General features: G+C 72.9%; 9 protein-coding genes. 4 read left to right on the top strand and 5 right to left on the bottom strand.

Translation table 11 applies throughout. The features are described from left to right. Nucleotides 1-161 precede the first annotated feature (161 nt). From ACRWK8_RS08950 to ACRWK8_RS08930, 5 genes are all read right to left on the bottom strand, one after another. Nucleotides 162-1,865: a glycosyltransferase family 2 protein gene (locus ACRWK8_RS08950; RefSeq protein WP_431869526.1), complete on the bottom strand. Its 1,704-nt coding sequence runs from the start codon at nucleotides 1,863-1,865 to the stop codon at nucleotides 162-164. 163 nt (nucleotides 1,866-2,028) lie between these two features. Continuing rightward, nucleotides 2,029-2,205 (bottom strand): hypothetical protein, encoded by a 177-nt coding sequence (locus ACRWK8_RS08945; protein ID WP_378736514.1) that lies wholly within the window; start codon nucleotides 2,203-2,205, stop codon nucleotides 2,029-2,031. 89 nt (nucleotides 2,206-2,294) lie between these two features. Next, nucleotides 2,295-3,302, bottom strand: coding sequence for a C40 family peptidase (locus tag ACRWK8_RS08940; RefSeq protein WP_378736516.1), 1,008 nt, complete (start codon nucleotides 3,300-3,302; stop codon nucleotides 2,295-2,297). A gap of 478 nt (nucleotides 3,303-3,780) precedes the next feature. Further along, nucleotides 3,781-5,679 (bottom strand): S9 family peptidase, encoded by a 1,899-nt coding sequence (locus ACRWK8_RS08935; protein WP_378736518.1) that lies wholly within the window; start codon nucleotides 5,677-5,679, stop codon nucleotides 3,781-3,783. Nucleotides 5,680-6,047: 368 nt separating this feature from the next. Continuing rightward, a complete protein-coding gene (locus ACRWK8_RS08930; RefSeq protein WP_378736520.1) occupies nucleotides 6,048-6,509 on the bottom strand; it encodes an Rv3235 family protein in 462 nt (153 codons plus the stop codon). Nucleotides 6,510-6,667: 158 nt separating this feature from the next. Between ACRWK8_RS08930 and ACRWK8_RS08925 the strand changes: the two genes are divergently transcribed. From ACRWK8_RS08925 to ACRWK8_RS08910, 4 genes are all read left to right on the top strand, one after another. Next, nucleotides 6,668-7,483, top strand: coding sequence for a glycerophosphodiester phosphodiesterase family protein (locus ACRWK8_RS08925; RefSeq protein WP_378736522.1), 816 nt, complete (start codon nucleotides 6,668-6,670; stop codon nucleotides 7,481-7,483). A 9-nt stretch (nucleotides 7,484-7,492) separates the two neighbouring features. Next, entirely contained in the window at nucleotides 7,493-8,890 is a 1,398-nt protein-coding gene (locus ACRWK8_RS08920) for an MFS transporter (protein WP_378736524.1), read from the top strand. A 73-nt stretch (nucleotides 8,891-8,963) separates the two neighbouring features. Beyond that, nucleotides 8,964-11,981: a DEAD/DEAH box helicase gene (locus tag ACRWK8_RS08915; RefSeq protein ID WP_431869653.1), complete on the top strand. Its 3,018-nt coding sequence runs from the start codon at nucleotides 8,964-8,966 to the stop codon at nucleotides 11,979-11,981. Then, a complete protein-coding gene (locus tag ACRWK8_RS08910) occupies nucleotides 11,978-12,721 on the top strand; it encodes a hypothetical protein (RefSeq protein WP_431869522.1) in 744 nt (247 codons plus the stop codon). The genes ACRWK8_RS08915 and ACRWK8_RS08910 overlap by 4 nt, the downstream gene beginning before the upstream one ends. Nucleotides 12,722-12,819 lie beyond the last annotated feature (98 nt).

Raw genomic sequence — 12,819 nt, 5'->3', positions numbered from 1 at the left:
ACGGCACCGTGGTTCGGGGCGCGTCACCCCGGTGGCGCGCCCGATCCACACCTTTGATCCGGTACCTTACGTACTGACCACGTAGCGCTGGGTCATGCGTCACGGACGGGTGCTGCGCGGTACGCCGGAGCCCGTCCGGCCGGGTCGGTGTCTTCCCCCACCTACCCGGTCGCGGCCGGGTCCCCACCGGGGTCGTCCTCGTCGGGCATCTCGCGCCCGCAGGCCCGGCAGGCCCGGTACCAGAGCGAGCGGAGCCGCGCTCGTGGCCTCCGGCGTCGACGTCGGCGCCACCACCGTCGGCGAGGCTCCTCCTCGCCCTCGCTCTCCTCCCGCTCTTCCCCTGCTTCCGTCTCCGTGTCGCCCCCATGAGCGTGGACGAGCGCGACGGGGACGGGCCCCGGGCACTCGACCGCGGCCCGGGGCGGAGGCGGGACGGAGCGGTGCAGCGTGAGGTCGGTGAGGGTGCCCTCCCCGCCGTGGATGCGGTAGCGGCCGTGGAGCGCGGCGACCACGTCGGCCAGGTCCTCCTCGTCGTCGCACACGCGCATGGCCCGGGCCAGGGCCCGGGTACGCCAGAGCCGGACCCCGGCGTCGCGGGTGGGCGAGGCCGCCAGGAAGAGCTCGGTGAGCCCGGCGCGGGCGCGTTCGGCACTGGCCAGGAGCCGGGACAGCGCCAGTTCACCCAGCCCCCACGCCACCGGCACCTGGAGGAGGAAGGGCGAGGGGAAACCGGTCCTGGGCGCGGTGGCGGCGAAGGAGATCCGCGGTTCCCGCAGGTAGTTGGCCTGAATCAGACGCAGGTCCAGCTGGGGCCCGTCGAAACCGCCGGGGGCGGATCCGGCGCCCTCCCAATCGGCGACCAGGGTCACGGCGAGGTCGGTCTCGGTGCCGTTGAGCAGCCGGTCCACGCAGCCCCGGACCAGGTCGTAGGGGGCTCCCGTCACGTCCACCACGGCGTGGACCAGCGGGGTGCGGCGGCGCGCCTCGGGGACGCGTTCCCGGTAGGCGTGCGGGTGCGGCATGAGTTCGGCCAGGACCTCGGTACGGAAGCGTTCCGAGGGCAGGCGGGTGCGTGCCGTGGAGGCCGGGCCGACGTGCCAGGCGGTCGCGGTGTGCTCGGGGACCATGACCGCTCCGGCCTGCCAGAGCCGGTAGCCGAACTCGGTGTCCTGGCCGAGGTCCAGGTCGGGGTCGACGCCGCCGGCCGCCTCGTAGAGGCTGCGGCGCACCGCCGCCGCGGCGCCCAGGTAGGCGTGGAAGCCGAGGTGGTCGGCGTCGCGCAGGTCGTCGCTCTGGTCCAGCAGGTGCTCGATCCAGTCGTGGCGGCCCCCGGTGTCCAGGTCGCGGTGGAGGTCTCCGGAACGGGCGGCGGCCAGGAGGGCCCCGGGGTCGAGGGGGTCGGCGTCGGCGAAGCGGACGCGGCCGAGGGTGACGCACTCGGCGTGGGCGTGGTGCCAGCGCGCCTGGGCCTCGACGAACTCGGGGCAGGCGACCATGTCGGCGTCCATCCACATGAGGATGTCGCCGGTGCTGGCGTGCGCTCCGTAGGCGCGGGCGTATCCGGCGCCCCAGCCGCCGTCGGGGGAGGCCACCACGCGGCAGCGGCGCGGGCGTTGGTCGGGGAGCGTGAGCGGTGGGGCGGAGTGGTCGTCGACCACCACGACCTCGAAGAGGTGCTCGGGGTAGGTCTGGGCGGACAGGGAGGCCAGCGCCAGGTCGAGGTGGTCCTGGCCGCCCCTCGCGGGGATGATGACGCTGACGGTGAGTTCCGGTGTCCAGCAGCCGGTGGCGGGTGGTGTCAGCCCGCTCCAGTCGTTGCGGAAGACGCGGGTCGCGACCCGTTCCACCCGGCCACGGTGCGACACCCCGTCAACATGGGACCCTACGTGCTTATTCAGTGACACAGAGTCACTATAGCGATGTTTCCCCACACAGAGTGAGTGGCACCCCTGCTCGCTGTGTCACCGTGGCCGGTCCGGCTGGCCACGGGGGCGTGGTCCGACCGCCCGGCGGCTCGGAACGGCCGGGTCAGCGGCGCGGGTCGGACCCCTCGGACCTCAGCATGCGCAGGCCCAGCAGGACGACTCCGACGACCAGCGCGATCATGACGCCCCACACCAACAGGCCGACGATCACCGACAACAACCAGAAGAGGGCGACGACGACCGCGACACCCGCGGCGACCCTGAGAACGAGACGAGCCATGCGCCGAAGGATACGCGGGCGCCCCGAACGACGGAACCCCGGCCCGCCCTCCGGAGAGGGCCGACCGGGGAACACCGCGCGTACCGGTCCTAGCCGGGCCGGACGGCGCTGGTGAACACACCGTCCCAGTAGGCGGCCAGCGAGACCTCCTCCAGCGGCTTCGACGGGTTCGAGCCGTGGATCATCATGCCGTTGCCGGCGTAGATGCCCACGTGGCTCGGGGCCGAGACGTCGTAGAAGAACATCAGGTCGCCGGGCTGGAGCTGGTCGCGCGAGACCGGGGTACCGGCGTTGACCTGGTCGTAGGTGGTGCGCGGCAGACTCACGCCCGCCTGTGCCCACGCGGCCTGGGTCAGGCCGGAGCAGTCGTAGCCGTCGGGCCCGGTACCGCCCCAGACGTAGGGCTTGCCGATCTGCGCGCGGGCGAAGTCCAGGACCGCCTGGACGTCACCGGAGACGGCGGCGGTACCGCCGGAGGCACCGGCGGCGCCCCCGTCCGCGGCGGCCTCGCCCACGGTCGGGTCGACACCGCCCAGGCTCTCCAGGACCTCGGCCTGCTCGTCGAGCGCGGCCTCGCCCCGGGCCACGGCCTCCTCGGCGGCCTCCAGGGACTGGGCGGCGGCCTCCTCGGTCGCCTCCGCCGCGTTGTACAGCTCCTCGGCGTTCTCGACCTCGGTCACGTAGTCGGCCAGGGTCGTCTGCTGCCCCTCGGACAGGTAGTCGAGATCGGCGATGTTCTGGAGGGCGTTGTCGGCGTCACCACCGAACAGCACGCCCATCGAGCTGTGGGTGGCGCCGGTGTAGGCACCCTGCACGATGACGGAGACCTGGCCGGACTTGGCGTCCAGCTCCTCCTGCGCGTCCTCCAGGCGCTGCTGGAGGTCCTCCAGCTCGGCCTCGGTCGCGGCGTGGTCCTCCTTGGCCTCGTTGAAGTCCGCGTTCAGCCCGGAGAGCTCCTCCTGGAGCTCTTCGTAGCGCTCGCGGGCCTCCGACTCGGTCTGGTCGGCCAGCGCCACGCCGGAGGACAGGACCACGGCGCCGAGAGCGACGAAGCCGACCGTCGTCAGGCGACGGGTGGGTTCGGGGTTGCGAGTCAAAGCACCGACTGCCTTTCTCCCACATCCGTTTACCGGCACGGGGCATCCCGAAGGAGCGCCGAGGGACGGCGCGGGGATGCGTGGCGGAGGGATACCGGCGGCGACGGGAAGGGTCGCGGGAACTCGCCGGGCGTCGTGACGGCCCCCGCTCCTGGGACAAGGACAGCTGCTGAGCGGGGTGCAACGGCAGGTCGTACGCTGTCACCCTGGTGGTGACGAACTGGGGCGTTCCGACCTGGGGGAACACTAATTCATCCCCTGGACCGGACGCGACCCGTTCGTTACCTCCCCATGGTTGACCCGCCCCTCCCGGAACGGGCACGCCGCCGCCCGGAACCCCGCCGGGGACGAGGGTGGCGCTCCGTTCTTCCCGAGGCGGCCGGGTCACAAACGGACCAAGCCGCGACGTGACCATGACGCGTATCACACTCGAACGGGGAAGGGGGTCGGCCTCCTCGGGGAGCCCGACCCCGACGGATCACAGGTGGCGGTCCCACCAGTCGAGGATCGCCTCGAACCTGGCCACCCGGTGGCTGGGCAGGCCCGAACGCGACAGCTCGTGCCCCTCTCCCGGGAACAGGAGCATCTCGGTCTCCTGGCCCCGCTTCCTGAGCGCCACGAACAGGCGCTGGGCCTGCTCCACGGGGCAGCGCCAGTCCTGCTCGGAGTGGATGATGAGGAACGGCAGGTCGATCCGGTCCGCGTGGCTGAGCGGGCTCTCCTTCGCCCAGGTCTCCTCCGGGCCGTACAGCGGCTCCGGGAAGTACGAGCCGATGTCGGACGACCCCTGGAAACTGTCGATCGCGTTGACCGCGCGCTCGCTGATGGCGGCGCGGAAGCGCTCGCCGTGGTGGGCCGCGATCCACGTGGTCATGAAGCCGCCGTGCGAGCCGCCCATGACCCCCACCCGGGTGGCGTCCAACCGGTCGTCCTTCAACGCCTCGTCCAGGAAGGACAGGACGTCGACGGAGGTGGTGGCGCCCACCGAGCCGATGACCGCCCGACCGTGCTCCTGGCCGTAGCCCGACGAGCCGCGCGGGTTGCAGTAGAGCACCGCGTACCCGGCTGACGCGTACACCTGGGTCTCGTCGAAGAGCTGCCAGCCGTACTGGGCGTACGGTCCGCCGTGGATCATGAGCACGACCGGGTGCGGGCCCTCACCCTCGGGCACCGCCAGCCAACCGTGGACCTCGTTGCCCTCCTCGGTGCGGGCGGTCAGCTCGGTGACCGGGAACGGGTCCAGCTCCTGGTCGGTGAAGGAGGTCAGCGCCTTGGTGCCGTCCTCGGTGACCGCGTACAGCTCGCCGCTGTCGCGCTCACCGGCGGCGGTCACCACGGTGACACCACCCGCGTGGTCGAAGGCGCCCACCTGGACACGCCCGCCGAACACCGTGGTGCGCACGCCACCGGGGGTGACCCGGTACAGCTCGACCGCGCCCCGGTTCTCACCGGCGACCAGGACGCCCTCGCCGGTCACCCGGGGGCGCGCGCTCATCCGGGGGTCCTCGGTCCCGGTCAGCCTCCGAGGCGCCTCGGAACCGTCGAGGGGCACCGACCACAGGCCCGTCCCCCGGCCGACGAAGTCGTCGAGGTCCGGGCCGAGCTCGTCGCCGACGAAGTACACGGTGGAGCCGTCCTCGGAGAGGCTCACCGAACCGGCCTTCAGGTCGCCCCGGGTGATCCGGCGCGGCTCCGCCCCCGCCTCGGGGCGGCAGACCCACAGGTCACCGACGAGGTCCGTGTCGCGCGTCGCGTGCAGGGCGGCGTCGAACACCAGCCCCGTGCCGTCCGGGGTCCACGTCGGTCGACCGTGGTCGGCGTCACCCTCGGTGACCCGGACCGGCTCACCCACCTCACCCGAGGGGTCGACGGGGGCGCTCACGAACACGTGCTGGCGCCGGTCGTTGGTGAAACCGAAGTCGTCGAGCCGGTACTTCAACGCGGTGATCCGGCGCGGGGGCTCCTGGTCCGGAGCGCCGTCCACGTAGCGGCCCTCCTCGGGGACCCGCGCGTTGTAGGCCAGGCGCGTGGAGTCCGGGCTCCACGCGAACGCCCCGGCGCCCAGCGGGTGGTCGGTGATCTTCCACGGCTCACCGCCGTCGGAGGGCAGGACGTGGATCTGGGGGCGCTTGTCCTCGTCGGGGCGGAGGAAGGCGATCCAGCGACCGTCGGGTGAGAAGCCGGGGGCACTGTCGCGGGTGCCCCGGGTGATCCGGCGGGCGGGCTCGGAGCCGTCGGTGGGAACGCTCCAGAGGGAACCCAGGTAGGCGTCCTCCTCCAGGTCGGGGCGGGACACGGCGAGGACGGCTCGGGTGCCGTCCGGGGAGAGTGAGGGTGCGCTGAGGCCGTGCAGGCGAGCGATGTCAACGGGTTTCATACACGAGTGGCGGCCGCGCGGGCGCGGTCCGCCGTCTCCTTCCCTTGGGGTACGGGGATGCCGGTGACCGAAGGTGCCCCCGGTCAGGGGGTCATCCCACACGGACCCTATCGACGCACGATTCGTCACATCCATACCTTTCGCGTCCTGAGTGCGTCCGCACCGGCCTCCGCCGCGCCACGCCCGCTGGGCGGACGGCTCCCGGGGGGCCTCGGCCGCGGCGCGAGCACGCCGGGACCCCGCCCGGTTTCGACGGCTCGGAGCCCCTTGAGGAGCGCGGGCAGGGATCCGGCCCCGCCGGGACCCGCCCCGCGTCCGGCCCGGGGCGGGGCGGGTGCGGGGCGGGTGAGGGCGGTGGCGACGCGTGCTCAGCCGGTCCGGTCGGTCTCCAGGCGGGTACAGACCCAGCGGTCCCCTTCACGGCGGAGGCGGAAGGCGAACACCCGGGTGCGGCTGTCGCAGGCGATCACGGCGCTGGCCTCCATCCCTCCGGCACCGAGCGGCTGGTGGAACACGCGTGTCAACCGGGGCGCCATCGCGCAGTCGACCGTGCCACGGAGACGACGCAGCTCCTCGCGGACCGGAACGGTCACGTGGTCGCGCAGCACTTCCGGGGCACGCCTGCCCACCAGGACCTCCGCCATCTGCTGGGCCAGCCGGTGCACGTCACCGGGGGTCCGATGGCCCGCCAGCGGCGACGCGGCGCACCGGCCCGTCGTCATGCCCCCGCGCGGGGTGCGGGCGGGGGTCCGCACCGGCCGCCAGGGGTTGGCGGTGGCGCGGGAGCAGAGCCGTTGACGGCAGGGGTGGCCGTGGGAGGCGTGCGACATGAACGGATTCCTTCCGGAGGAGGAACGACACCCTGACGCCCTTCCAGGAGCGCGCGGGGACGGGTCCGTGCCACCTGGCATTCCAGGTTCCTCACGACCGTCGACACGGCCGCCCCTCCGCGAGCGTCCGCCACCTGGGAACCGTCATACTTCAAGACGTGACTCACGCGTACCTTTCCTCCCCCGTTCCCGTCGCCCTCGCCCACCGGGGCGGGTGGCTCACCGACGACCAGGGTGTGCGCCGCACCGAGCTGGAGAACACGGCGGTGGCGTTCCAGCACGCCGTCGACCTGGGCTACACGTACCTGGAGACGGACGTGCACGCCACCAGTGACGGCGTGCTCATGGCCTTCCACGACGCCACCCTGGACCGCACCACCGACCGGAACGGCGCCATCTCCGCGCTGCCCCACCGGGAGGTCGCACGCGCGCGGGTGGCGGGCAAGGAACCGGTCCCCCTCCTCGAGGACCTGCTCGGTGCCTGGCCCGAGGCACGCTTCAACATCGACCTGAAGTCGGACGGCGCCGTCCTGCCCATGCTCGAGGTGCTGCGCCGCACCCAGGCCTGGGACCGCGTGTGCGTGGGCTCCTTCGACCAGGCCCGTCTGGAGCGCGCCCGACGCCTCTACGGCCCCCGGGTGGCCACCTCCTGCGGGCCGGTCGACGTGGCCCGGCTCCGGCTGGCCTCGCTCTCTCCGCTGCTGCGCCCCACCGCCAGCCGCGTCCCCGTCTGCGCGCAGATCCCCATGAGCCACGGTGGTTTCCCCATCCTCAGCCGGGACGTGATCCGCGCCGCGCACCGGCTCGGCATGCAGGTGCACGTGTGGACGGTCAACGAGCCCGAGGTGATGGAGCGCCTGTTGGACGCGGGCGTGGACGGAATCATCACCGACAACACCGTCGCCCTGCGCGAGGTGCTCGTCCGGCGGGGACGCTGGAACCAGCCCGGCCCCAGAACCACGAAGAACGGATAGCCCCCCTCCATGTCCACCACACCCTCGCCACCGGCGGCGGACAACTCCCCCGCGTCCGACCCCGCCCAGCGCAGACGCGAACAGCGCGGCTGGTACACCTACGACTGGGCCAACCAGGTGTTCATCACCTCGGTGGTCACCGTGCTCATCGGCCCCTACCTGTCGGGGCTGGCCTGCTCGGAGGCGGGGGCTGCCGGTGACTGCTCACAGCCGGGCCTGGTGCTCTACCCGCTCGGGGTCGAGTGGATCAGCATGCACCCGAACTCCCTGCACCCGATGGTGACCACGGTCGCCGGTCTCCTCCTTCTCGTGATGCTGCCGGTCGTGGGCGCCCTGGCCGACCACACCCAGCACAAGAAGCGCTGGCTGTTCTGGCTCGCCGCCGCGGGCTCCCTGTGTGTCAGCTCGCTGTACTTCACCAGCGACTACCAGCTGGCGGCGCTGTTGTTCATCACGGGCAACACCTTCTACGGCATGTCCCTGGTGGTTTTCAACGCCTTCCTGCCGGAGATCGCCACCTCCGACGAACGCAACCGCGTGTCCGTGACCGGGTGGGCAATGGCCTACCTGGGCGGCGGTCTCCTGCTCGCCGCCCACATGGGCCTGCTCGCCTCCGCCGACTCCCTCGGGGTCTCGGAGGGACACGCGGTCCGCATCGCCTTCGCGTCGGTGGGCCTGTGGTGGTTCGTCTTCTCCGTGATCGGCATCCGAATGCTGCGCAACCGCTACGGCAGGTTGGCGGCAGAGCCGGGCCCCCCGAGACTGGGCGCCTCCCTGAAGCAGTACTGGCGCACCCTGCGGGAGATGCGCCACTTCCCGAACACACTGAAGTTCCTCATCGCGTTCGTCCTGTTCAACAACGGCATCCAGGCCGTCATCTACTTCGCGGGCAGCTTCGCCAGCCAGGACCTCAACCTGTCCCTGGCCATCCTGAGCGCGACCATCCTGCTCATCCAGTTCGTCGCCTTCGCGGGCGCCCTGCTGATGGGGTGGATCGGCCGCCGGTTCGGTACCAAGAACACCGTCCTGGCCAGCCTGGTCGTCTGGTGCGCCCTGGTCACCTGCGGCTACTACCTGCCGCCCGACGACCCGGCGCTGTTCCTGCTGCTGGGCGCGGGCATCGGCATGGTGCTGGGCGGGACCCAGTCGCTCGCGCGAGCGCTGTACTCGCTGCTCATCCCCCGCGGGCGCGAGGCCGAGTACTTCAGCCTGTTCCAGCTGGCCGACCGGGGGTCGGTGCTCTTGGGCGCGGCCTCGATCACCCTGGTGGTCAACCTGACCGGCGGGTTCCGCACCGCCATTTTCTCGCTGGTGGTCTTCTTCGTCATCGGCGGCGTCCTGCTGTGGCGCACCGACCTGAGGAAGGGCATCGAGTCGGTCGGCAACACCGTGCCGAACAACCTCTGACCGCGTCCCGGAACGTCGTCGGCCCCGGTGATACTGGGTGCCGACGACGTTCGTGTTCGGTGCGGGGGGTGTGGTGCGGGTTCTGCACGCGGTGTGGTCCAGGGACACGCTGGTGCTCTGGGGTGAGGGCGGGGACGGGGCCCGAGAGGCCTCGGGTGCCCCTGACGCTGGGGCGCACCCCGGGGCCGCCGGGCTGGCGCAGCTGCGCGCGGTGGCCGCCAAGGCGGGGATCGATCCCGACTCCCCCGGCGCGACCGCGCCGCTCCTGTGGCTGCCGGGGAGCTCCGGGGCGCCCGCCCCGTCCGACACCGACGACACCGCGCCCGCCGAGTTCCGCGCCTGGACGGTGCCCGGGCTGGAGCTGACCCCTGCCGAGGCCGACACCCTGTTGTCGGCGCTCGACTCCCTGCCCGTGGCGGCCGGGCCCGCCCTGACGCACCTGGGCGCGGTGCACGTCCTCGCCGAGAACCTGGTCCGGGCCGGAGGCGTCCTGCCCGACCTCGTCGGTGACCCGCCCCTGGCCCGGTGGCGTCCCGCCCCCCTGGACACCGCCGAGGAGCACCTGGCGGCCCTCACCCGCGCGCTCCCTCCGGCGGCGGTCGCCCACCTGCCCCCGGCGGAGCGGGCCGAGGCGGCCCGGCTGTGCGTGCTGGCCCCGCTCGAACTGCTCACCGACGCCGTCGCCCGGCGCCTGGCCACCGCCGCGCCCGGGGCGACCGGTGAGGACACACTCCCGGGCCCCGAGGTCCCGCCGGCCGCCCGGCTGGCGGCGGCCCTCACGGGGCGGCACACCCGGGTGGACACCGACACCGCACGCGCGCTGCGCGGGCCGCTGCGGGAGTGGCGCTCCCGGGTCCGGGGCGGGGGCCGGGCCCAACTCCTCTTCGTCCTGCGCGAACCCGAGCCCGAGGGCGCGCACGGCGGCCCGCGCCCCTGGACCCTGGAGTTCTGGGTGCGCTCCACCTCCGACCCCGGACTGCGCCTGCCCCTGGAACGGGTCTGGCTGGGTGAGGGCGCCGCCTGGCTTCCCGAGGACGTGGGGTCGACCGCCCTGGCCGACCTGCGCCGGGCCGCCCGCCACCTGCCCGCCCTCCGGCGCGCCCTGGCGGACCTGGCCCCGGCCCGTCTCACCATGGACACCGCGCGGGCGCAGAACTTCGTGGGCGAGGCCGCCGCCCGGCTCACCTCGGCGGGGTTCGGCGTGGTCCTGCCCGAGTGGAGCGGCCGCGGCGCCCTCGCGCTGCGCATGACGGTCAGCGAGGAACCGAAACGGCGGGGTCGCGGCGGGGTGGGCCCCACCGCACTGGTGGACGTGTCCTTCGAGGCGTTGTTGCGCGGCCCCGGCGGGCAGGAGCCGCTGGACGAGACGGAACTGGCCGAGCTCGCGGAACTGGCGCGGCTCAAGCGCTCACTGGTCCAGGTGCGCGGCCGGTGGATGGAGATGGATCCCGGACGCGTCGAGGCCGCCCTGGACCTGATGCGCCGGAGCGGCCGGGGGCCGGTCCGGCGCGAGGAGGCGCTGCGGACGGCGATCGGCGCGGAGCCGACCCCGCTGCCGGTGGCGGACGTGGTGGCCGGAGGTCCGCTGGGTGCCCTGCTGGACGGCGGGGCCGAGGCCGCGCTCCGCCCCATGGGCTCCCCACCGGGGTTCGAGGGGACGCTCCGCCCCTACCAGGACCGGGGTTCGGCCTGGCTGCGGTTCCTGGGCGAGCTCGGGCTGGGCGCCGTGCTCGCCGACGACATGGGGCTGGGCAAGACCGTGCAGCTGCTGGCCCTGCTCACCGACGAGCGCGCCGGGGAGGCGGTGCCCGGCCCGACCCTGCTGGTCTGCCCGGTGTCGCTGGTCGGCAACTGGCGCAAGGAGGCGGAGCGGTTCGCCCCGGGGCTGCGGGTGCACGTCCAGCACGGGCCCGACCGGCCGACCGGCAACGCCCTGGCGCGCCTCGTGGGCGGCTGCGACCTGGTGGTGACCACCTACGGGGTGGTGGCGCGCGACGCCGAGGAGCTGTCGGGCATGCCCTGGCACCGGGTGGTCTGCGACGAGGCCCAGGCGCTGAAGAACCACGCCACCCGGCAGGCGCGGGCGGTGCGCTCGCTGCCCGCCGCGACGCGGATCGCGCTCACCGGAACCCCGGTGGAGAACAACCTGGGAGAGCTGTGGTCGGTGATGGACTTCGCCAACCCCGGGCTGCTGGGGACGGCGGCCGACTTCCAGCGCGCGGTGGCCGACCGGGCCGAGGCGGAGGAGGGCACCGGCGAGGGAACGGACCTGGTGCGGCGGCTCACCGGGCCGTTCGTGCTGCGACGTCTGAAGACCGATCGTACGATCATCGCGGACCTGCCGGAGAAGCAGGAGATGCGCACCTGGTGCACGCTCACCCCCGAGCAGGCCTCGCTGTACAAGGCGGTGGTGGACGACCTGTCCGAGCGGATGGCGGAGGCCGACGAGAAGGAGCGCAAGGGGCTGGTGCTGTCGTCCATGTCCCGGCTCAAGCAGATCTGCAACCACCCGGCGCAGTTCCTCGGGGACGGCTCGGCGCTGGCGGGCCGCTCGGGCAAGCTCGACCGTCTGGAGTCGATCCTGGGCGAGGCGGTGGCCGAGGGGGACAAGGCGCTGTGCTTCACGCAGTACGCCCGCTGGGGTGAGCGCCTGGCTCCCTATCTGAGGTCCCGGCTGGGGGTACCCGTGCTGTGGCTGCACGGCGGGACCTCCCGCGCCGAGCGCGAGCGGATGACGGAGCACTTCCAGACGGTGGCGGGGCCGGTGGTGTTCCTGCTGTCGCTCAAGGCCGCCGGGACCGGGCTGAACCTGACCGCCGCCAACCACGTCGTGCACGTGGACCGGTGGTGGAACCCGGCGGTGGAGAACCAGGCCACCGACCGGGCCTTCCGGATCGGTCAGCGCCGGAACGTGCAGGTACGCAAGCTGGTGTGCGTGGGCACCGTGGAGGAACGGGTGGACGAGATGATCACGCGCAAGAGCGTGCTGGCCGACGGCGCCGTGGCCACCGGCGAGGGTTGGCTGGGCGGACTGTCGGTGGAGGACCTGCGCGAGGTGGTGCGGCTGGCGCCGGAGGCGGTCTCGGGATGAGCTGGTCGGAGCTGGTGCGCGAAGCGCTGGGCGGGGCCGGTGGCGGTGGCTCGGCGGTGGAGCGGTTCTCGGTGCGGCCCGGTGAGGTCTCGGCCCGGGTCCTGGGGCACGAGGTGAGCCTGATCCGGACCGTCTGGGAGGGACCGGAGTGGGATCGGGTGGGCGCGGCGCTGGCCTCGCAGCCGCTGTTCCGCGCCCGTGTTCTCGCCGGGGAACTGCCCGAGGCGGCGGCCCGCGTGTTCGCGCTGCTCGGTCTGGACCTGGTGCCGGACGGGTGGGCCGGTTTGGTCGCGACGTGCTCCTGCGACCACTGGGACGGACGTTGCGCGCACCTGGGAGCGGTCGCGGCGGCGCTGGGGGCCGAGGCCGACCGCGACCCCTTCGTCCTGACCCGGTGGGCGGGCCGGGAACGGCGCGCGTTGGTGGAACTGGTCCGGGGCCTGCCGGGCGGCGCGAAGGGCTCCTCCTCCGTGGGTACCGAGTTCGGGAACGGCGGGGACGGAGACCATTCCCGGGAACACGGTGAAACCGGAATCGATGTTGTCGCCGCACAGGCACGAACAACCAATCCCCTTTCCCCGGCGGGCTTCTGGTCCTCTCCCGTCACACCCCCGCCACCTCCCCTGCCGGAGGGGGTCGGAGACCGTGTCAGGGCCGTGGCCCCAGGGCATGTCGCGGATCACCTGCCCGGTTTCGACCGTTCCGCGAAGCGCTATTCGGGAACCGGGGATGGCACTTGACGTTCCCGATCGATTTTCTTGTGGAAAACGCCAGTAAGGACACCGAAACACGGTTACGATTCGCCTGGAGATGACCCCGCACGACTAGTCCTGATTGG

The organism is Nocardiopsis eucommiae (assembly GCF_965344335.1).
In the GTDB taxonomy this organism is placed as follows: domain Bacteria; phylum Actinomycetota; class Actinomycetes; order Streptosporangiales; family Streptosporangiaceae; genus Nocardiopsis; species Nocardiopsis eucommiae.
The sequence above is the reverse complement of the archived record's forward strand: the minus strand, read 5'-3'. Positions and strand labels throughout refer to the sequence as shown.

Coding starts and splice junctions, on each gene's coding strand:
- ACRWK8_RS08945 (WP_378736514.1), bottom strand. CDS start 2,205: ATGGCTCGTCTCGTTCTCAGGGTCGCCGCGGGTGTCGCGGTCGTCGTC.
- ACRWK8_RS08935 (WP_378736518.1), bottom strand. CDS start 5,679: ATGAAACCCGTTGACATCGCTCGCCTGCACGGCCTCAGCGCACCCTCA.
- ACRWK8_RS08930 (WP_378736520.1), bottom strand. CDS start 6,509: ATGTCGCACGCCTCCCACGGCCACCCCTGCCGTCAACGGCTCTGCTCC.
- ACRWK8_RS08920 (WP_378736524.1), top strand. CDS start 7,493: ATGTCCACCACACCCTCGCCACCGGCGGCGGACAACTCCCCCGCGTCC.
- ACRWK8_RS08910 (WP_431869522.1), top strand. CDS start 11,978: ATGAGCTGGTCGGAGCTGGTGCGCGAAGCGCTGGGCGGGGCCGGTGGC.